Annotated in this window: 14 protein-coding genes; 10 read left to right on the forward strand and 4 right to left on the reverse strand. The window is 30.4% G+C overall.

The genetic code is table 11. The annotated features are described in order from the left end of the window. Window positions 1–499: 499 nt before the first annotated feature. Window positions 500–1,264: a MerR family transcriptional regulator gene (locus CLOPA_RS02870; RefSeq protein ID WP_015613975.1), complete on the forward strand. Its 765-nt coding sequence runs from the start codon at window positions 500–502 to the stop codon at window positions 1,262–1,264. Between the two features lie 94 nt (window positions 1,265–1,358). Next, on the forward strand, window positions 1,359–1,499 hold the full coding sequence (locus CLOPA_RS25495) for a hypothetical protein (protein ID WP_015613976.1): 141 nt from the start codon (window positions 1,359–1,361) through the stop codon (window positions 1,497–1,499). A 1,154-nt stretch (window positions 1,500–2,653) separates the two neighbouring features. Here the strand turns inward: CLOPA_RS25495 and CLOPA_RS02875 are convergent. Next, window positions 2,654–3,205 carry a Uma2 family endonuclease gene (locus tag CLOPA_RS02875; protein ID WP_015613977.1) on the reverse strand — a complete coding sequence of 184 codons (552 nt, stop codon included), beginning with the start codon at window positions 3,203–3,205 and terminating at the stop codon, window positions 2,654–2,656. A gap of 775 nt (window positions 3,206–3,980) precedes the next feature. Here CLOPA_RS02875 and CLOPA_RS02880 point away from each other — a divergent pair. The 5 genes from CLOPA_RS02880 to CLOPA_RS02900 all read left to right on the forward strand — a co-directional run bounded on the left by CLOPA_RS02880 (window position 3,981) and on the right by CLOPA_RS02900 (window position 10,323). Then, entirely contained in the window at window positions 3,981–5,138 is a 1,158-nt protein-coding gene (locus CLOPA_RS02880) for a DUF362 domain-containing protein (RefSeq protein WP_015613978.1), read from the forward strand. Window positions 5,139–5,270: 132 nt separating this feature from the next. Further along, window positions 5,271–6,656 carry a glutamate decarboxylase gene (locus CLOPA_RS02885; RefSeq protein WP_015613979.1) on the forward strand — a complete coding sequence of 462 codons (1,386 nt, stop codon included), beginning with the start codon at window positions 5,271–5,273 and terminating at the stop codon, window positions 6,654–6,656. Between the two features lie 361 nt (window positions 6,657–7,017). Further along, the gene (locus CLOPA_RS02890) at window positions 7,018–7,401 is read left to right on the forward strand and encodes an ArsR/SmtB family transcription factor (protein WP_041710734.1); all 384 of its coding nucleotides are present in this window, start codon (window positions 7,018–7,020) and stop codon (window positions 7,399–7,401) included. Between the two features lie 187 nt (window positions 7,402–7,588). Beyond that, complete coding sequence (gene arsB / locus CLOPA_RS02895) at window positions 7,589–8,644, forward strand: ACR3 family arsenite efflux transporter (protein WP_015613981.1); 1,056 nt, start codon at window positions 7,589–7,591, stop codon at window positions 8,642–8,644. A gap of 29 nt (window positions 8,645–8,673) precedes the next feature. Next, window positions 8,674–10,323, forward strand: a complete 1,650-nt coding sequence (locus CLOPA_RS02900) for an FAD-dependent oxidoreductase (protein ID WP_015613982.1) — start codon at window positions 8,674–8,676, stop codon at window positions 10,321–10,323. Window positions 10,324–10,501: 178 nt separating this feature from the next. On the opposite strand, the gene CLOPA_RS02905 is transcribed toward CLOPA_RS02900, so the two are convergent. Further along, window positions 10,502–12,172 (reverse strand): ribonuclease J, encoded by a 1,671-nt coding sequence (locus CLOPA_RS02905; RefSeq protein ID WP_015613983.1) that lies wholly within the window; start codon window positions 12,170–12,172, stop codon window positions 10,502–10,504. Between the two features lie 392 nt (window positions 12,173–12,564). After that, entirely contained in the window at window positions 12,565–13,785 is a 1,221-nt protein-coding gene (locus CLOPA_RS02910; RefSeq protein ID WP_015613984.1) for an RNA-guided endonuclease InsQ/TnpB family protein, read from the reverse strand. An 885-nt stretch (window positions 13,786–14,670) separates the two neighbouring features. Between CLOPA_RS02910 and CLOPA_RS02915 the strand changes: the two genes are divergently transcribed. Genes CLOPA_RS02915 through arsA form a run of 3 tightly spaced genes read left to right on the forward strand, consistent with a single transcriptional unit; the run spans window position 14,671 to window position 17,191 of the window. Continuing rightward, a complete protein-coding gene (locus CLOPA_RS02915) occupies window positions 14,671–14,994 on the forward strand; it encodes an ArsR/SmtB family transcription factor (protein ID WP_015613985.1) in 324 nt (107 codons plus the stop codon). A gap of 57 nt (window positions 14,995–15,051) precedes the next feature. After that, a complete protein-coding gene (gene arsD / locus CLOPA_RS02920) occupies window positions 15,052–15,426 on the forward strand; it encodes an arsenite efflux transporter metallochaperone ArsD (protein ID WP_015613986.1) in 375 nt (124 codons plus the stop codon). A gap of 19 nt (window positions 15,427–15,445) precedes the next feature. Next, complete coding sequence (gene arsA / locus CLOPA_RS02925; RefSeq protein WP_015613987.1) at window positions 15,446–17,191, forward strand: arsenical pump-driving ATPase; 1,746 nt, start codon at window positions 15,446–15,448, stop codon at window positions 17,189–17,191. Between the two features lie 459 nt (window positions 17,192–17,650). On the opposite strand, the gene CLOPA_RS02930 is transcribed toward arsA, so the two are convergent. Continuing rightward, entirely contained in the window at window positions 17,651–19,210 is a 1,560-nt protein-coding gene (locus tag CLOPA_RS02930; RefSeq protein WP_015613988.1) for a glycoside hydrolase family 32 protein, read from the reverse strand. Window positions 19,211–20,791: the final 1,581 nt, after the last annotated feature.

Below are 20,791 nucleotides of genomic sequence, written 5' to 3' on the forward strand. Positions count from 1 at the left end.
CTAAGGTAACATTCGTAGATGGTCATATTCATTATATATGCGGTTTTACAAGTGCTGATTAATTATATATTCAATTATTTTTTAGCTGTCAAAATATATGGCAGCTTACTTTTTACTCTTATCATTTCTTAGTTATCTTCAATACTTTCTCCTATGGCATAATATTTTCAATTTATGCCTAATGATTGAACTATTCGAGTAACTTTTTTATATCCATATATCCTTCTCACTTTAAGTATAGTTTATATGTATTTTGTACTACAAATATGAAAAAATTTTTTGAATTATTAAATTTAAGTCTAAAGAAGAATTAAAAGAAATGCTGGATATTCTATATGATAATATTTGAATCTATATTACATAAAATCCAAATAATGCTATTATCTTTTTTCATATCATACCATCTATATAAAAATAAAGATTTAGCTTAAAATTATAAAAAACCGTTGACATTGACGCTGCGTAAAGGTGTATATTTATGTTGTCAGGAGGTGCAAGGATGGAGTACACGATACAAAAGCTTGGTAAAATGGCTGGAGTCAGCACGAGGACATTACGATATTACGATGAAATTGGAATTCTTAAGCCGGCAAGAATTAATTCCTCAGGATATCGTATTTATGGAAAGACAGAAGTGGATAGGCTGCAACAGATACTTTTTTATAGAGAGCTGGAAGTAAGTCTATCAGATATTAAAAATATCGTAACTTCACCATCTTTTGATGCAACTAAGGCGCTAAAGGAGCATCGAAAAAAACTTCTGGCAAAAAGGAAGCAATTAAATCTGTTAATTGCCAATATTGATAAAACCATAGCAGTATCAGAGGAGGGAATTACAATGGCTGATAAAGAAAAATTTGAAGGTTTTAAACAAAGAATGATTGAGGATAATGAGAAAAAATATGGTAAAGAGATTAGAGAAAAATACGGTGATAAGCAAGTTGATGATTCAAATAATGCGTTTAAAAATATGACAAAGGAGCAATATGATGAGTTTGAAAAACTTGGAGCCAGTATAATAAGTACTTTAAAGGAAGCCTTTGCAACAGGTGATCCAGCAGGAGAGCTAGCACAAAAAACTGCAGAGCTACACCATAAATGGCTAACCTATGCCTGGGGAAGCTACAATAAAGAAGCCCATGCAGGTCTTGCTCAGATGTATGTAGTTGATGAGAGATTTACAGCCTACTATGATAAGGAGCAGCCTGGTCCAGCAGAATTTTTAAGGGATGCTATTTTTATTTATACGGGGATGAAAAAATAATTTTGTTACAAATAATTAAGAGCTATTGGTGTAAGTAATATAAGTATAATCCAATTCAATATTTTGCATACTAATTATTAGAGGTGATACTTTTATGAATAAGCATAAAGTAAAGAATAATCAGTATGAAAGGCTAGGCATAAGAAAAAATATTAATGGAGATTTTGAATACATTGATCCTTCTGAAAAAAATAAATCTAAATATGAATCCATTAAAAAGTATACAAGACCATAAGATATATGAAATTTTAACAAAACGTGCGAAATTCTCCTATCATCTTAGGTGGGAGAATAATAGCACTTGCCGATAGGCAACAAATGAATTATAATAAAATTATAGGTTTACAAACGTTATTTGTGAGATAACACTACCGTGGGTACTACGGGAAGGATTTTCCTCATAAAAAATCCATAGCCTTGGAAACTGATATCCTGTAAAAGAAAATTTCCCTTGTGGTTAGGATGGATTAAAGGAAGCCATTCACTTCTATAAGTGGTGGTAGTTCACTAACACTTTCTGTGTATTTATCATAGGAGTGTTATTTTTTATCTATAATTATCAATGAATTTTTTTAAATGCGGATTTGAATTATTGCTAAGTTTTAGCGGATTATCAAGAGAGATAATTATAGTAGACATTCATATAGGAAAGAAAAATAAAAAATCATTCAAAAAAGTAATTGACAAATATAAACGTTTACATTATAATAAAAACATAAAGAAGATATAAAAGTTCTTAAACAACAGAAGGATTTTTAATCTTACTGAAATTTAAGAATCTTAATCTAAGAATAAGCATTGTAGCGTAAAGCTTAAAAACTTTAATGCAGCGGAGAAGCTGATTGTTAGATAAAAACTTCTTTATAGCAACCCTAACTCATAAAGAAAACTAAAACAATAATAAGATGGTGTTAAAGGATTAGTAAATCTAAAGCATCTAATAGTAGAAATCTCGTAAATAGCAAAAGTAAATATGATTAGATATTTACAGATATAAGCTATAAGAATACTACTAATAGATGTGATGAATGTTTGATTTAAGAGAATGTTCAGAAAGCTAAAAAGACATTTAGCGATGTTAGACTATAGGATAATGTTTATAAATGTTAAAGAAAAAAGTAAATATAATTGTAAAGATATATGTATAGATTAGTGCACTATATTAACCTAATTACTTTATTAATCAATATATAATATGTCGAGGAAGATTGTATTTAAAACAAATTAAAAAAGTTAAATTTTTATGGTGTAATACACATCGTAAAAAATAACTAGAAAAGGGTGATGGATATTCAAGTAGAATCAGATTGTTTCAATGAGTTAGGAGTTGCTTAACCACCAATTAGTTTATATATAATATAGCTAATTGGTGGTTTGATTTTTGTTATATTATATAAACAGCGTTTGTAATCTAACTGAAAAATCTTTAAATATTTCTGATATGACAATATCATCCTTTGAATATATTATGGGCTCAGAATATGTACCGTTTTCACTTAATGCAAATATTTCAACGGTTTTGCTTTTGGGAGATATTATCCAATATTCTTTTACGCCAAACTGCATATATAAATTCATCTTTTCTATATAATCTTTTGAAGTTGTTGATGGTGAAAGTACTTCAACAACAAGAGTTGGTATGCCTATATAGTTATTTTCGTTAAGACCACTTCTATCACATATAACTGTTAAATCCGGTTGAACCTTATTTTTATGGTCTTTATTTTTAAAAATTACATCAAAAGGAGAAACAAAATGTCTGCATTCTTTTCCTCTGAAATAAATTCCAAATTCAGTGGATAAATTAGTGACAATTGTTTGATGTGCAACGGATGGAGCTGCCTGCATATATACTGATCCATTTATAAATTCTAAGTTTTCATTTCCAATATCTATATTCTCAAACTCTTCATAGCTGATAAATTTTTTATCTGGAAGCATTATAGTTCTCAACTCCTTGATTTATTTTTAATTTTAAGCAAGTTAATTGTTTTATTAGTATTTACATATATTATATCCAAGTTTGATGTAAATTGTATACTCTATTTTAACTCAAGATTAAAAGCTACAATGATATTTATAATAAAATAAAAAAATTAGGTCAAAAGTAATTGACAAATACAAACGTTTACATTATAATAAAAGCATAAAGAGGATATAAAAAACTTCTTTATAGCAACCCTAACTCATAAGAGAAACTAAAAAAAGTAATAAAAATAGTGTTAAAGAGTTAGTATATCTAAAAGCATTTAATGGTAGGAAACTTATAAGTAGGTAAATATGATTAAATATTTACAGATGTAAACTGTAAATAAATTTTTATAGTGTAATACACATTATAAAAAAACAACTAAAAAAGGGTGATGGATATTCAAGTAGAATCAGATTGTTCCAATGAGTTAGGAGTTGCTTAACCACCAATTAGTTTATATTTAATATATAGCTAATTGGTGGTTTGATTTTTTGGATATAAGAGACTAGGCGATGCTAGAAAATGAGTATATAGATTTTGAAACTTGGTTTTTCTACATATAAATATATTGTGAAAAAACATAATAGAGAAATATACTTCAAAACTTTCTGACTCCATAATAACCTTCGACAGAATCTAATGAGCATGGTAATATAAAAATATGTAGTAGAGTTTAGAAATTAGAAATAAAAGGGTCAATCCGAAAGTATGAAAAAAAGAATTAAATAAAGGGGCGGAAATGTTATGGAAAAGGTTGCTTTATTAAAATGTACAGATTATGATGTCAATAATATTGAAAAAAAGCTTAGAGAAGGCTTTGAACTTTTGGGTGGGACTTCTTTTTTGAGAACCCTTATACCGGAAAATAGTAAAGTATTATTAAAGCCTAATTTTCTTAGTATAGTTGAAAAGGGCTCCCCGGTTATAACACATTATGCACTGTTTGAAGCTGTTGTCAGGATAATTAAGGAATATAGTAATAATATAATATTTGGTGACTCTCCAGGTTCAGGAGATACGAGAAAAGCTGCTGAAGAATCAGGGCTAATGGAGGTTGCCAAGAGATATGGAGTTAGGTTTGTTGATTTTAATGATGAAGTACATGTGGAACTGAAAAACCCCTTAATGTACAAGTTCTGGAATATTGCTAAAGAGCCTTATGACGCAGATGTAGTTATAACCCTGCCTAAGCTTAAAACTCACGCCATGATGTATTATACTGGAGCGGTTAAGAATCAATTTGGATGTATACCTGGTTCTCAAAAGGCAGCATGGCACACAAAACTACCTGATGCAGTTAACTTTAGTAAAATGTTACTGGACTTAAATTCTGTTGTGAAAACCAGCTTTGCAATTCTTGATGGTATAATTGCCATGGAAGGAAATGGGCCTAGGAATGGAACACCTAAAAAAATGGATACTATAATTATGGGGAAATGCCTTACAGCAGTTGATTCCACAGCAGTAAGGTTAATTGGATATGATGATGTATTAGCTATACCTATTCTAAAGGCAGCTTATGATACAAAATGGGGAACTGTAATTCCAGAAGAAATAGAGATTCTAGGAGAAAAGATTGAGGATATGAAGTGTAAAGATTTTAAGCTCTCACGAAGTGCAAAAGTGATTAATTTTATAAGTCCTTCACTAAATAACTTTGTGGCTTCATTGACTGCACCTAATCCAGTTTTGATTGAAGAAAAATGCATAGGTTGTAAGAAATGTGGTGAGGTTTGTCCAGAAAAATCTAAAGTAATATCTTTTGTAAAGCATAATAACAAAGTAATACCAAAATGGAAGTATAGTAATTGTATACGATGTTTTTGCTGCCAGGAGCTTTGTCCAAGGGGAGCCATAGTAACAAAGAACAAACCCTTAAGCAGGATGTTAGGTTTAAAGTAGATAGTGGATGAAAAATGGGTATAATAACAGAAAAGGCTAATCTAATATAAGGAAAAATAATAAGTCTATAAGAAAAAGAAATTTGTTTTTTAGTATATTGTATACGAGAGATAGGAAGGAGTGAATTAAAATATGGCATTACATCATTATAAGAAAAAGAAATATGAAGAAGATTTTAAAAATGTTTATGCTAATTCAATATCCAAGACGCAGCTCCCAAAAAGTGAGTTGCCAGAAAAGGTTTCAGATCCGCAAGTGATTAAGCAACTGATTTGTGATGAACTTTTTATGGATGGAAATGCACGTCAAAATCTAGCAACATTTTGTACTACCTATATTGAAGATGAAGTTCGGGAACTTATGGATCTGTCAATTGACAAAAATATGATAGACAAGGATGAGTATCCTCAAACTGCTGAAATTGAACATCGTTGTGTTAGTATACTGGCAAATCTATGGCATTCACCTGAAAAAGAAGACACTATTGGATGTTCAACAACTGGCTCAAGTGAAGCGGCAATGCTTGGGGGATTGGCACTTAAATGGCAATGGCGTAAGCAACGTGAAGCTGAAGGTAAAGCCACTAATAATCCTAATATAGTATGTGGACCGGTACAGATATGTTGGCATAAATTTGCGCGTTACTTTGATGTGGAAATTAGAGAAGTTCCGCTAACCTCAGATAATCTATGTATGCAGCCAGGTCAACTGAAAGATTACTGTGATGAGAACACAATTGGAGTAGTTGCAACTTTAGGCAGTACATTTACAGGTGTATATGAACCAGTACAGGGGCTAGCTAAAGCTCTAGACGTAATTCAAAATGAAAAAGGATGGGATATACCAATTCATGTAGATGGGGCTAGTGGGGCATTTATTGCACCGTTTATACAGAAGGACATAAAGTGGGATTTTTCTATTTCTAGGGTTAAATCCATTAATGCTTCTGGACACAAATTTGGAATGGCTCCACTAGGCGTTGGTTGGATAATTTGGAGAACTATAGATGATTTACCTAAGGAATTGATCTTTAATGTTGACTATTTAGGAGGTCAATTGCCAACCTTTGCCTTGAATTTTTCAAGACCAGCTGGGCAAATTATTGCTCAATATTACAAATTTTTGTATTTGGGTCGTCAGGGTTATACAGCAATTCAAGAGAGTTGTGCAAGTACTGCCCAATATTTAGGTGAACAACTTAGAAAAATAGATTCTTTGAAAATATTATACGATGGGCATGGTGGTATCCCCGCAGTTTGTTATTCCTTAAAAGATGAAAATACAACTGGATTTTCACTTTATGATCTTTCTGATCGCTTAAAGATGCACGGTTGGCAAATTGCCTCATATCCTCTTCCAAGTAATCGTGAAAATATAACAGTACAACGTATTTTAATTCGTCACGGTGTTAGTCGTGATATGATATTTTTACTCCTTAGAGATTTATGTAAAGAACTGGAGCATCTAAAAAATAATCCAGTATTAAATTCTTCAGAAAAAATTAGTTTTCACCATTAAGTAATACAAATAAGTATTACTTATTTAGAAGTCTTAAATTCAAAGTTTAATGTAAATTGTATACATAGAATCAGATTGTTCAAATGAGTTAGGAGTTGCTTAACCACCAATTGGCCTATATATTATATATGACTAATTGGTGGTTTGATTTTTTTCATTGAAAATTAATTGATTGATCTCTTAGGTGATGATATAGAATTTATTTTATAGGAATATAGATCCTCATAAAGCTTAAGAATGGAAACAAAAAACTATGAGAAAACCTATAAATAATATCTTGCAATGTATAAATGATTGTTATATGATTGTAATTGAATATGTGAATATGATATATAGTAAATATGATAAGGAGGCAACGATTTTGAATTTAATACAAGTGATGAAAGCATTGTCAGATGAAACGCGTATAAGAATATTAAATATACTTAGAGATGGAGAACTGTGCGTTTGTGAGCTTGAAGAGATACTTGATATTACACAGTCAAATGTATCAAGACATTTAACAAAGCTGACAAATGCTAAGATACTTGACTATTATAAAGTAACTAAATATGTGTATTATATGGTAAATGAAAATACTTTGGCAGAATATCCATTTATAAAAGAAATTATAGAAAAAGAAACCATGAAACTTGAGCAATGTAAAATTGATTATGAAAGATTGAAAAAGTATAAGAGCAGTGGTTTAAATTGTGATGATTTAAAAGCTGGAAAAGTATGTTTTTGTGACAATCATATGGAATAGAATAATGATAACTAAGTATTATTTTTTTATAAATTTTAAATACATTAAAAGCTGGAGATAACAGCGCATGCGCCTGGATAATTCATCTAAACTTAGTTGGGGTACAAAATTCTCACTAAGTAAGATTCATTGATGTATTTGTGAAATTGAAATTATATTTAAACTAATTAAAATTGGAGGTATTATTATGAGTAGTAAATCACTAAGATTATCATGTCTTGACCGTTATTTAACATTATGGATTTTTATTGCAATGGGACTCGGAATATTTTTAGGATGGGCCTTACCTGGTCTATCTAATGTATTGTCAAGTTTATCAGTGGGGACAACGTCTATTCCAATAGCCGTAGGACTTATAGTTATGATGTACCCGCCACTTGCCAAGGTCAATTATAAGGAACTTGGAAAGGTTTTTCGTAACCCAAAAGTATTAGGTCTTTCACTGGTTCAAAATTGGATTATAGGGCCAATTTTAATGTTTGTTTTAGCTGTTATTTTTCTTAGAAATTATCCACCTTTTATGGTTGGATTAATTCTTATAGGTCTTGCTAGATGTATTGCTATGGTTATTGTGTGGAACAGTCTAGCAGATGGAGATAATGAATATGCAGCAGCTTTAGTAGCATTTAACTCCATATTCCAGGTAGTATTCTATTCAATATTTGCTTATATATTTATTACTGTATTGCCAAGAGCAATAGGTTTACAGGGGATGCAGGTGCATATTTCTATGGGAGAAGTAGCTTACTCAGTAATAATTTACTTAGGTATTCCATTTGTTGGAGGTATGCTTACAAGATTATTGTTAGAACCTATGAAAGGAACCGAATGGTATACTAAAAAATTTATACCTAAGATAAGTCCTTTGGCATTAATAGCCTTATTATTTACTATAGTTATAATGTTTACTTTTAAAGGGAAATATATTATAGAACTGCCAATGGATGTTGTAAGAATTGCAATTCCTTTAATTATATATTTTGTTATTATGTTCTCTATTTCCTTCTATATAAGTTATAAATCAAAAATAGATTATCATAAAACAGTTAGCCTATCCTTTACTGCTGCAAGTAACAATTTTGAACTTGCCATAGCAGTTGCAGTTGCAGTGTTTGGTATTCAATCTAAAGAAGCCTTTACTGCTGTTATAGGACCGTTGATTGAAGTGCCTGTAATGATTGGACTTGTACATGTAGCTTTAATGTGGGGAAGAAAATACTTTGGTTTAAAGCAAGAAAAGTAAAATATTGATGTAAGAGGGAGGAAAGATTGATGAAAATTGTTATAATAGGCGCTGTAGCTGGTGGAACCTCTGCAGCCGCGAAGGCAAGAAGAAATGATGAAGATGCAGAAATAAAAATATATGATATGGATTATGATATATCTTATTCTGGATGTGGTTTACCTTATTATATAGGTGAGGAAATACAGGATAGGGATGAATTAACTCCAAGAAACGCAGCATTTTTTAAGAAAAAATACAATGTAGATGTATTCAGAAGACACGAAGTTTTGAAAATAAATACTGAGAATAAAGTGCTGACTATAAAAAACTTGGATACTGATGATGTATTTGATGAAAGCTATGATAAATTAGTTATTGCCACAGGAGCAAAGCCTATCGTACCTAATATAGAAGGTGCAGAAAAGAGCAATGTATTTTATTTAAGAAATGTTAGGCAAGCTGATAAAATAAAGGAATATATTTTAAGTCACAAGCCTAAATCAGCAGTGATAGTAGGAACGGGATTTATTGGACTTGAAATGACAGAAAATTTAAAGAAGCTTGGCATTGAGGTTACCCTTGTAGAAAGACTGAATCAGGTTACACCAGGACTTGATAGTGATATGGCTGCATATGTTGAAAAGTATTTAAAAAGTAAAGATATTAATTTGATTTTAGGCGATTCTGTTGCAGCGTTAAAGGGAGAAACTTTGGTTAACGAAGTGGCTTTAGAAAGTGGTAAGGTTTTAAATACGGATTTTGTTATAATGTCCATTGGAGTAAAAACTAATACAGAGCTTGCTAGAAATGCCGGAATAGACCTTGGAGCTAAGGGATCAATAAGGGTAAATACAAAAATGATGACAAATATAGAGGATATATATGCTTGCGGTGATTGCACTGAGAGTTTTTCTGTTATCAATAAAAAACCTTTATACAGACCGCTGGGTTCAACTGCAAATAAAATGGGCAGAATAGCAGGGGATCAGCTTACGGGCGGCAACCTTGAATTCAGAGGTATTCTTGGTACTGGAATATTTAAGGTTTTTGATATGGCTGTTGCACAAACAGGTCTTACAGAGAAAGAGGCACAGAGTGAAGGCTTTGATACAGTAGTTTGTCACAATATTAAACCGGATAAACCAGCATACTATCATGGAAAAGAGATGGTTATTAAGGCTGTTGCTGATAAGAATACAGGAAAGCTTCTAGGGGTTCAAATTGTTGGATATACTGGAGTAGATAAGAGAATTGATGTGTTTGTTACAGCAATAACTTTTGGAGCAAAGGCAGAAGATCTATTCCATTTAGATTTGGCCTATGCACCACCCTTTTCTACAACAAAGGACCCTGTAATGTATACTGGGATGATTTTAGATAATGCAATAAATAGAGGCAGAGAACTAATAACTCCAAAAGAACTCAATGGACTTAGGAAAGCTGGAAATGATGTTACAGTAATAGATACCAGGGTAAGCAGACAATATGAAGAAGCCCATGTAGAAAATGCTATAAATATACCTCATGCCCAGGTTAGGAATAAGATTGACGAATTAGATAAGGAAAAAGTGGTTGTAACATACTGTAATAAAGGCGTAACAGGAAATGCTGTACAAAATATATTAATTAATAATGGATTTAAGAAGGTTTATAATATTTCTGGAGGACATAAGAACTATAAAGCTCAAACGAAATAATTTGCTGAAAAGTAGTTTCCATAAACAGAGTTCTTTGTTTCAGGTGGAGTTTTTTCTCCACCTGAAACTTACTAACAGATTTCTAAGTATCGGTATTTTCGATACTTAGAAATCGTTGTCCTTTAGGGTAAATCGTTATCCAGGGACGTAGCAGCCGTTATCTCCCACTTTGATATATTTATATTTCCATAATTATTGGTAAAATGATAGGTTTTCTTCTTGTTTTATTATATAAGAATTCTCCTAAGGAATGTCTTATATTAGATTTTATTACTGACCATTCCGTAATTTTTTTATCCATACATGTATCTAACTCTGATTTTACTAGTGTTGTTGCTTCATTTAATAAATTCCCAGATTCTTTTACATAAACAAAGCCTCTTGTAATAATTTCAGGTCCCGAAAGTATACTAAATGACGCTTTATCTATTGTTACTACCACTGTTAATATACCATCCTGTGACAAATGTTTTCTATCTCGAAGTACTATATTACCTACATCGCCAATCCCAAGGCCATCTACCATAATTGATCCTGAAGTGACTATTCCTGATTTTCTAGCGCTATTTCTGCTTAACTCTAATACCTGACCAGTTTCTAAAACAAATATATTTTTTGAATCCATACCAAGTTTTTTAGCTAGCAATTCATGTTGTTTTAGATGTCTATATTCACCATGAACAGGCATAAAAAATTTAGGATTAACTAATTTATGTATTAGTTTTAGTTCTTCCTGACAAGCATGACCTGAAACATGAACTTCTTCTAAAGCATTATAAATTACTTCTGCTCCCTTCTTAAAAAGTTCATCTATAACTTTGGATATAAGTCTTTGATTTCCTGGAATTGGTGAAGCGGAAATAATTATTAAATCACCTTTTTCAATAGTGATTTTTTTATGGCTTGAATATGCAATTCTTGAAAGTGCAGCCATTGGTTCTCCTTGACTTCCTGTAGTTATAATAGTTACTTTGTCAGAAGGATATTTATTAATATCATCTACACTTATAAGTTGATCTTCGGGTAAATGCATATAACCTAACTCTATAGCAATATTAGAAATTTTCTCCATACTTCTTCCACTAAAGGCAACTTTTCTTCCATAAGACAAAGAGGAGTTAATAATCTGTTGAACTCTATTAATATTTGATGCGAAGGAAGCAACAATTACTCTACCCTTTGCAGTCCCAAAAATTCTTGTTAAATTTTCTCCTATAATTTTCTCTGAAACTGTATAACCTGGGCGTTCAACATTTGTACTATCTGCCATTAGCAGCAGTACTTTTCGCTTTCCAAACTTTGAAAAACGCTGAAGATCTATTAATTCACCGTCTATAGGAGTGTAATCTATTTTAAAATCTCCTGTATGAACTATAATACCTTCAGGTGTATGTATAGCTAATGCACAGGCATCTGATATACTGTGACATGTTCGTATAAATTCAACTCTGAAGTTTTCAGTTTTGACTTCTTCTCCTGGTTTAACTTCCAAAAGAGTACAGTCAGAGAGCATATTATGTTCTTCCAACTTGCTTTTTACTAAACCTAAAGTCAATTTTGTGCCATAAACTGGCACATTTAGTTGCTTCAAGACATATGGGAGAGCACCAATATGATCTTCATGTCCATGGGTTAATACAAAACCTTTTACCTTCTCACTATTATTTAATAAGTATGTTATATCTGGTATAACTAAATCAATACCATACATCTCCGTATCAGGAAAAGCTAAACCACAGTCAATAATAATTATTTCATTATCATATTCTATGGCAGTAATATTCTTTCCAATTTCGCCTAATCCTCCTAGTGGTATTACCTTTACTTTATTCTTACTTTTTTTTATCATTTAATCTCCAGTCTGGTAAGAAATTTGATTATTTAAATTTTCTTTACCATTAATTTTTTTATTTTGGTATTTATAAATACTTTTTTAATATATCCTTAAATATGTTTTATAAAAACAACATAAAATCAAAGCCTCTTAACAATGATTATGAATAATAATCAAATCAGCTTCAAATTCTATATAGTTTATTTTATACAAAAATGATGTTATTAAATATTAATATTCTTGAATAGCAAATTCGATTTTTTTCTTTAACAGTATATGTATCTCTATAGTGACATACTCCCGCCACCTACGCTATGCTAAGAGGTTGGAGCTTCTTGGGATGTACCAACTAATATCAGTATAATTACCAAGCTAACCCCGTTTGCCCAACGGTTTTTTTATATATTTTATGCACTTTTACTTTTCTCGTATATTCTTATTCCTTCATTTCGTATATTTACTGAAGCATTTTTATCTCTGTCATGGATAATATTACAATTCTTACAAGTCCATACTCTTTCTGATAACTGTAATTTATCATTTATACTGCCGCAGGAGCTGCAAGTTTTTGATGAAGGATACCACTTATCTATTTTTATAAGGTGTTTCCCTCTATGCTGCAGTTTGTATTCTAAGAAATTTCTAAACATGCCAAAGCCATTATCCTGTACATTTTTCCCTAAAGACAGACATTGAGCAATATTTCTAAGGTTTATATCCTCTATACAGACTGCATCATATTTCTGTGACAGTTCAAAACTCTTTTTATGCAGCCAGTCTTTTCGCTGATTTGATATTTTTTCCTGCAGTCTTGATATCTTTGATTTTTGTTTACACCAATTTTTTGACTTTAGTTTTTTTCTTGTGAGCTTTCTATATTCTTTTTTCAGCTTTTCTTCATTCTCCCTATAGTAATGAGGATAATTGGCTTTCTCGTCCTCACTGCTTACATAAAAAGAAGTTTGTGAATAATCAAGACCAATAAAATTTTCTGGTGTTATTTCCTTTTCTTCTTCATAATATTCTACTGTGAAAGATATGTAGTATTTACCCCTGCAGTCCTTTGACACTGAAGCAGCTTTAATACAATATCCTTCTGGTATTTCTCTATGTTTAACAAACTTTATCAAAGATTTAAGTTTGGGTATTTTCACATAACATTCATCTACTATTGATATTGTTCCCTTTTGGTTGTTGGTAGTAAAAGAATGATGGTTTTGCCTTTTACTTTTGAAGGATGGCATTCCCTTTATATCTCTAAATGTCAGTATTTTTCCTGTAGTTTTTTCAAGTTTTTTTGACTTTTTCCGGTAGGTTTTACCATCATATTCCTTATTGTATTTTTTTAATGCTTCTTGAAAATCAAGCTGGACATTTGCAAAGGCCAGACTGTCTATTTCCTTCATATACTCATACTCTTTTTTTATGGCTGCTGGTGTAGGAAATTTTACAGTTCTATAATCCACCTTTCCATTTACATAATTCTTATTTTCAAGTTTCTCATATAACATGTCTACATAGATATTGTATAATTTTCTTGTGCATCCAAAGGCTTTTTCAAAATACTCTCTTTCTTCTTTAGTAGGCTTTAATCTGTATTTATAACCTTTATTTCTTTTGATACTCACCTTCTCACCTCACCTATGCTTTTATTATCTATATATTTTTTACTACATCTATGGTCTCACTAATAGTTGTTGTAAGTCAGTAAATTCCATTTTAGAAATATTCTTTCCATAACTGCTTCTTTCTATTCGTAAACACTTTTTTACAAGTCTACTGACAGCACATTTATATAACTTCATGTAATTTATCACATTTATGCCCGTAAGCAAGTGCTATCCATCTCCCACCTATAGAGAGTGGGAGAATTCCGCACATTAGGTTAAAAATACATTGAATAGCTAATCTATAGTTTCATTATTTACTGTATATGAAAAAACTTGAATAAATATAATAATCTGCTTTTAATGATTGAGGTTGTTATATTTATATTCATTCATCTTCTTTCATAAATATCATTTAATAGTGACCAAATTATTCTTATGCTCTTCTAGAGATTTGTTATGAATAGTACAATAAGCCATATTAACTATATAATATAAATTATAAATAATCAAACTTAATTATCGATGAATCTTACAAGTGGGAGTTTGTACTCCCACTTGTTTAGATGAATTATCCAGGGACGTGTGGCTGTTATCTCAATCTTTAGAAAAGTAGAGAGCCAAAATTTTTAATTTTGTGCGAATCACTTTCACAGAGTGCAAGCAGGCAAAACAAAATTTATTTTGTATTTGTTCGCTTTCACAGAATGCTATGAAGTGTTACAGCCACTAGTCATCAGATAAATAAGTAGTAGCAATAAAAGAAAAATATGAATACTATAATATATATAGAGAATAATAAATATAATAATTAATTATTCCCTATATAAATAGATTATATTGACAATACATAGATATTAGTCTATATTATATGCATAGATAATTATCTATGTAAGAGGTGATTGAATGCGATTAAATTATGAAGAAAACTCTAAAGTTATTAAAGCATTAGCTGATTCTAATAGATTACAAATAATTGATATACTGTCCTGTGGAGAAAAGTGTGCTTGTGATATATTAGAATATTTTGACTTTACTCAGCCTACACTTTCTCATCATATGAAGGTTTTAATGGAATGTGGGATTGTTAATTGTAGAAAAGATGGTTTATGGAGTTATTATTCATTAAATATTGCCTACTGCAATAAATTAATGTTATTTCTTATGAATCTTATAACAGATACAGATGAATGTATCTGTAAAGATAAAACTAAATGCGAATGCAAATAAGGCATCTTTGACTTGTTATTTATTTTCAGATGCCTAAAAGACAAGGAGTGAATGATTATGAAAAAAATGATTATTTTTGATCCAGCTATGTGCTGTTCAACAGGGGTATGCGGACCATCTGTTAATCCAGAGTTACTGAGAATTTCAACTATAATAAACAATTTAAAGAATAAAGGAATGTTAGTAGAAAGATATAACCTTACTAATAATCCACAAATATTTGTTGATAATAAAACTATAAATGAAATATTAAATAAAGGTGGAGTAGAAGTACTTCCAGTTACAATGGTTGATGGTGTAGTAGTAAAAACTAAAGCTTATCCAACTAATAAAGAGTTCTGTGAACTTCTTGAAATTACAGATGATTATTTAAAAGCTAAGATAAAAATTAAAAAATCAAATGATTGTGGATGTAATGGTGGATGCTGCTAAGAGAGAAAAGAGGGATTGAATGTTTAAAAGTTTTGATGTAGAGAATATTAATTTAACAAAATATCTGTTTTTTACTGGAAAAGGTGGCGTTGGTAAGACTTCAACAGCTTGTGCGACAGCAGTAGCTTTGGCGGATGAAGGTAAGAAAATCATGCTTATAAGCACTGATCCAGCTTCAAATCTGCAAGATGTTTTTAACACTGAGCTAAACAATAAAGGAGTAGCTATAAAAGAGGTTCTTAATTTAGTAGTTGCAAATTTTGAGCCGGAAAAAGCTGCTGATGAGTATAGAGAAAGTGTAATAGGCCCTTATCGTGGAAAATTACCAGAAGTAGTTTTGCAAAATATGGAGGAACAGCTTTCTGGCTCATGCACTGTTGAGATTGCTGCATTTAATGAATTTTCAACCTTTATAACCGATGAAAAAGCAGCAGAGGAGTATGATCATATTATATTTGATACAGCACCAACAGGTCATACCTTGAGAATGCTTCAGCTTCCTTCAGCATGGAGTAATTTTATTAGTGAGAGCACACATGGTGCATCATGTTTAGGACAGCTTTCAGGACTTGAAGGTAAAAAAGAAGTTTATAAAAATGCCGTTAGTAATTTATCTGATAAAGAAAAAACTACACTTATACTTGTAGCTCGTCCTGAACTATCACCGCTCAAAGAAGCTGAAAGAGCATCTAAAGAACTTCAGGATATAGGTGTAAATAATCAGGTATTAGTTATTAATGGAGTCCTTAAAAATTATGATGACGATCTTTCAAATGCAATTTTTACAAAACAACAAAAAGCTTTAAAGAATATTCCAGAACATTTAAGTAGATTACAAATCTATGAAATTCCATTAAGGCCATATAATATAACAGGGATTGAAAATGTAAGAGCTTTTTTAAAGCGTGACAATATTAAATATAGTAAAGATATTCTTAATACTCAGAAAGTACCAAATTTAAGGGATGTTATTGACGATTTATATGCTTCAGACAAAAAAGTGATTTTCACAATGGGCAAAGGAGGGGTTGGCAAAACTACAATAGCAGCAGCTATCGCTTTAGGTCTTGCTGAAAAAGGTAAAAGGGTACATTTAACCACTACAGATCCAGCAGCACACTTAAAATTTGTTTTAGATGATAGTTACGGTATTACTTTAAGCCATGTGGATGAAAAGAAAGAACTGGAAAAATATAAAGAGGAAGTTTTGACAAAAGCAAAGGAAACCATGAGTGAAGAAGATATAGCTTATATAGAGGAAGATTTAAGATCACCTTGTACTCAGGAAATTGCTGTATTTAGAGCTTTTGCAGAAATAGTTGAAAGATCTGAAAATGAAGTTGTGGTTATAGATACAGCACCAACTGGCCATACACTATTATTACTAGATTCTACCCAAAGCTATAACAAAGAGATACAGCGTTCACAAGGGGATATACCAGGGTCAGTTAAAAAGCTTTTACCAAAGCTTAAAAATGCCAATGAAACAGAGGTTATTATTGTAACTTTAGCTGAAGCTACACCTGTATATGAAGCTATGAGATTAGAAGCGGATTTAAAGAGAGCTGGAATCAACAATAAGTGGTGGATTATAAATTCTAGTCTTTTTGCAACTGATACCACTAATGACATTCTCAAGGTGAAAGCAAACAATGAGATAACTTGGATAAATAAAGTGAATGAAATTTCCAATGGAAATTTTGCAGTTGTGGAGTGGAAAGCGGAGGAAGTGAAAGGTAAAGAGTTAATTGATTTGATAAAATAAAAAATAGAAAATACAGAATACAGATACTGAGAATCTGATTTGATGTGTACTATAAAATGATATTTACAAATGTTAAAAAAGAAGTAAATATAATTGTAAAGATATGTATATTGGCTAATTATTAATCAATATAGTATATTGAAGAAGATTGTATTTATAAAAATTTAAAAATAGTAAATTTTTATAGTGTAATACACATTATAAAAATAACGAGAAATAGGGTGATGGATATTCAGATAGAATCAGATTGTTTCAATGAGTTAGGTGTTGCTTAACCAGCAATTAGTTTATATTAATAAATAATATGGCTAATTGCTGGTTTGATTTTTTGTTATGAAAATTATATTGTAATATACTAAAAAAGGCAAATTAAAAATACAAGATCTGTACCTGATTGCCCAATAGTTGACTATACTCCAGTTCATTTCTTTTAAAAATTAGTATGTCTTTAAAGACATACTAATTAATCATATTATTATCGTTATTTCTTATCTTCAAATAATCTAAATGTACATGGTCATCAGTCCATAGTCTTACTCCATTTGATGTTAATGAAGGGAAGATTATATTGCTTAATGTATACTGCCCATCATTAACAAATATTTCAACTGTACTTACATCTACCAATATAGTTAATTTTATTTTACCATTTATAGGGTCAGCTGTAACCCTCTGCGGACTAGTAAATTCGTTTACATTTACAATTGTACCTGAGTTACTCCTATCAAAAGATAATTGATTTATACTCTTATCATAAGTTATATTTGTTTGCTCATTTAATCCACATCTGACAGAGAATCCAAATTTACCATTTGTTAAGTCTGATACATCTATCTGGGTTTCAATACTATAGGATAAACCTTTATAACTATCAAGAATATTTGATTGATTAGTATATATTGTTTGATTTTCTATATCCATTACTTGATTAAAGTTACTAAGTAAATTCCAAACTGGTACTTCTTGTAGTTTTAATCCATTGATGGTTGTATTTAGTCTTAGCTCTCTAACGATACTTGCATTTCCCGAATAATTGTTCCATGGAATTTGAAGTGCATAATTCCAGTTATTCATCCATGATATAAAATATCTATAGTTACCATTAGTATAAGGTGTATCCCAAGTTACTCCTGCATAAGAATCTGCGCCTTCTTCTAACCAACTTATATCTGAACCTGTATCTGGAGTAAATGTCTGACCATCAAAGTCACCTACAAAATAACATGTCCCTGTTGTCAAACCATAGTTAAAACCATTTGCTCCCATTGCTAATACCCATTTTTTATTGTTACTGTCTCCATCTACATTAAGTTGAAATAAATCTGGACACTCTATAGTACCTACATCTTGTCTTACAAATGATGAAACATACTGCCAATCTTTTAAGTTATATGATGTATAAAATCCAACCTTATCGTGTTCAGCAAGTAACATAACCCATTTTCCTGTTTCTTCATCCCAAATAACTTTTGGGTCTCTGAAGTCTGAACTTCCTGTTGGATTATGCTGTACAATACCATAATACTGAAATGAATTTCCATTATCTGTACTGTACCACAGATGGGTAGATTGATTTTCATAAGGCATTGTTACTAGGGCAATTACAACGTTTACACCAAACCCTGCAGTATTATCTTTATCCACTACTAAACTACCTGTCCAGGGGTCTCCATACGGAGTTTGATACTTTTCTATAGCTATTGGTTTTCTATTCCAATGTACTAAATCTGTTGAGTCTGCATGTGCCCACGCTGTTCCATTACCTCCCCAGGAATAATCTAAATTATTCAAATAATAAAATTGATGTGTACCATTTATGTAGAGTGGTCGCTGTACATCACCCATCCACCCTAATTCTGGTGTAACATGATATAAGGGTCTATACGGGTCTTCAGCTGTAGCTGCATATACTCCTTTTAATTCTGTTAGCAATAATAAAAAAGTAAATATTATTGGTAATAATAAATAAGCAATAAATAAGTTTATTAATTGTCTATTTTTTTTAATTTTTCTTTTCATTAGCAACTTCCTTTCTATATTTTTTAATTTAAAATCTACAAATCATCTAAATTTCAACTCCTTTTTCTTTTTTAGATTTTATGAATATTTAATTATGCTTTAATTTTCGTTTATATATAATTCTTTGTGCTTTTATACACTTTTTTTCAGTATAAAAGTACAAATTTCAGAAAAAGATAAAAATTTGTTTTTGACTATATAGGCCCAGTACAGCATTGTTTTAATTATTTTATTTTTCATTAAGTATAACTGAAGAGTTAAAATATTAATTTTGAAATGTTTCAATTTTTATATAGGATTCGTGTTACATATATAGCAATTGAGATTTGTTAAATTTACTTTTTATTATAATGTAAACATTTACATAGGTCAAGCGTTTTATAACTGGGGTAGCACCAATATTTCCGACAAAGCCCATGCTAAGACAATAATTGAATATAAATTAAAGTTTTTACCCACGTTAATCTAATTATAAGTAAAAGTTAGTACCATAAAAATGCAATACTTAAGAGTCCAGTAGAAGATATTTGGGGTGAAGGTACAACAACCTGTTAGACACATACAGCATTATGGGACAAGCTTAACTACCTTGCCCCTGGTTACAGAGCTACTGGTATTACCCCAATATATCTTGACTATGTTATGAGAAAAATATATAAAAACAGATTCAAATAAAACTATTAAAAAAGTAGTTGACAATTACAAACGTTTACATTATAATAAAGACATAAAGAAGATACAAAAAGATTTTAAATAGCAGAAGGATGTTAATTCTACTGAAATTTAAAAATCTTAATCTAAAAATAAGTATTGTAGCTTAAAGCTTAAAAACTTTAATGCAGACATAAGCTTATCGTTAGAGAAAAACTTCTTTATATTATATAAAGCAACCCTAATTCATAAAGAAAACTAAAACTTTAATAAGATGGTATTAGAGTATTAGTGAATTTCAAAAAATCTAATAGTAGAAATCTTGTGAATAGCAAAGGTAAATACAATTATAAATATTTACAGAGCCAAGCTATAAGAATACTGCTAATAGATGCTATGAACATTTGACTTAAAAGAATGTTCATAGAAACTAAAAAGACATTTAGTAATATTAGACTATAGGGAATATAAAAATCTGATTAGGAAGTCTAAAAATAAATAAGAAGTAGAATATTCAGTGTATTTTAGCATAGTAAATAAATGCTGATGATAATGTTTTTATCAAAAGTTTTATTGAAAAGCAAATCTAATATACGCTAGTATATTAATAATTATTTATTTAAGGTAGCCTAGTGTAAGACTATAGAATGATATTTACAATGTCAAAGATTATTAAATCTAAATAAATATAATTGCAAAAAGTATTTAGATATTGATAATAAATATTGGAAGAAGATTATATTTAAAATAAGTTAAAATCTATAGTGTAATACACATTATAAAAATAATGAGAAATAGGGTGATGGATATTCAGATAGAATCAGATTGTTTTAATGAATTAGGAGTTGCTTAACCAGCAATTAGTTTATATTAATAAATAATATGGCTAATTGCTGGTTTGATTTTTTGATTAAAGATTATTTAATAATA

It is taken from the genome of Clostridium pasteurianum BC1 (assembly GCF_000389635.1).
Taxonomy (GTDB): Bacteria; Bacillota; Clostridia; order Clostridiales; family Clostridiaceae; genus Clostridium_I; species Clostridium_I pasteurianum_A.

Coding starts and splice junctions, on each gene's coding strand:
- arsA (WP_015613987.1), top strand. CDS start 15,446: ATGTTTAAAAGTTTTGATGTAGAGAATATTAATTTAACAAAATATCTG.
- CLOPA_RS02875 (WP_015613977.1), bottom strand. CDS start 3,205: ATGCTTCCAGATAAAAAATTTATCAGCTATGAAGAGTTTGAGAATATA.
- arsB (WP_015613981.1), top strand. CDS start 7,589: ATGAGTAGTAAATCACTAAGATTATCATGTCTTGACCGTTATTTAACA.
- CLOPA_RS25495 (WP_015613976.1), top strand. CDS start 1,359: ATGAATAAGCATAAAGTAAAGAATAATCAGTATGAAAGGCTAGGCATA.
- CLOPA_RS02885 (WP_015613979.1), top strand. CDS start 5,271: ATGGCATTACATCATTATAAGAAAAAGAAATATGAAGAAGATTTTAAA.
- CLOPA_RS02880 (WP_015613978.1), top strand. CDS start 3,981: ATGGAAAAGGTTGCTTTATTAAAATGTACAGATTATGATGTCAATAAT.
- CLOPA_RS02900 (WP_015613982.1), top strand. CDS start 8,674: ATGAAAATTGTTATAATAGGCGCTGTAGCTGGTGGAACCTCTGCAGCC.
- arsD (WP_015613986.1), top strand. CDS start 15,052: ATGAAAAAAATGATTATTTTTGATCCAGCTATGTGCTGTTCAACAGGG.
- CLOPA_RS02905 (WP_015613983.1), bottom strand. CDS start 12,172: ATGATAAAAAAAAGTAAGAATAAAGTAAAGGTAATACCACTAGGAGGA.
- CLOPA_RS02930 (WP_015613988.1), bottom strand. CDS start 19,210: ATGAAAAGAAAAATTAAAAAAAATAGACAATTAATAAACTTATTTATT.
- CLOPA_RS02870 (WP_015613975.1), top strand. CDS start 500: ATGGAGTACACGATACAAAAGCTTGGTAAAATGGCTGGAGTCAGCACG.
- CLOPA_RS02915 (WP_015613985.1), top strand. CDS start 14,671: ATGCGATTAAATTATGAAGAAAACTCTAAAGTTATTAAAGCATTAGCT.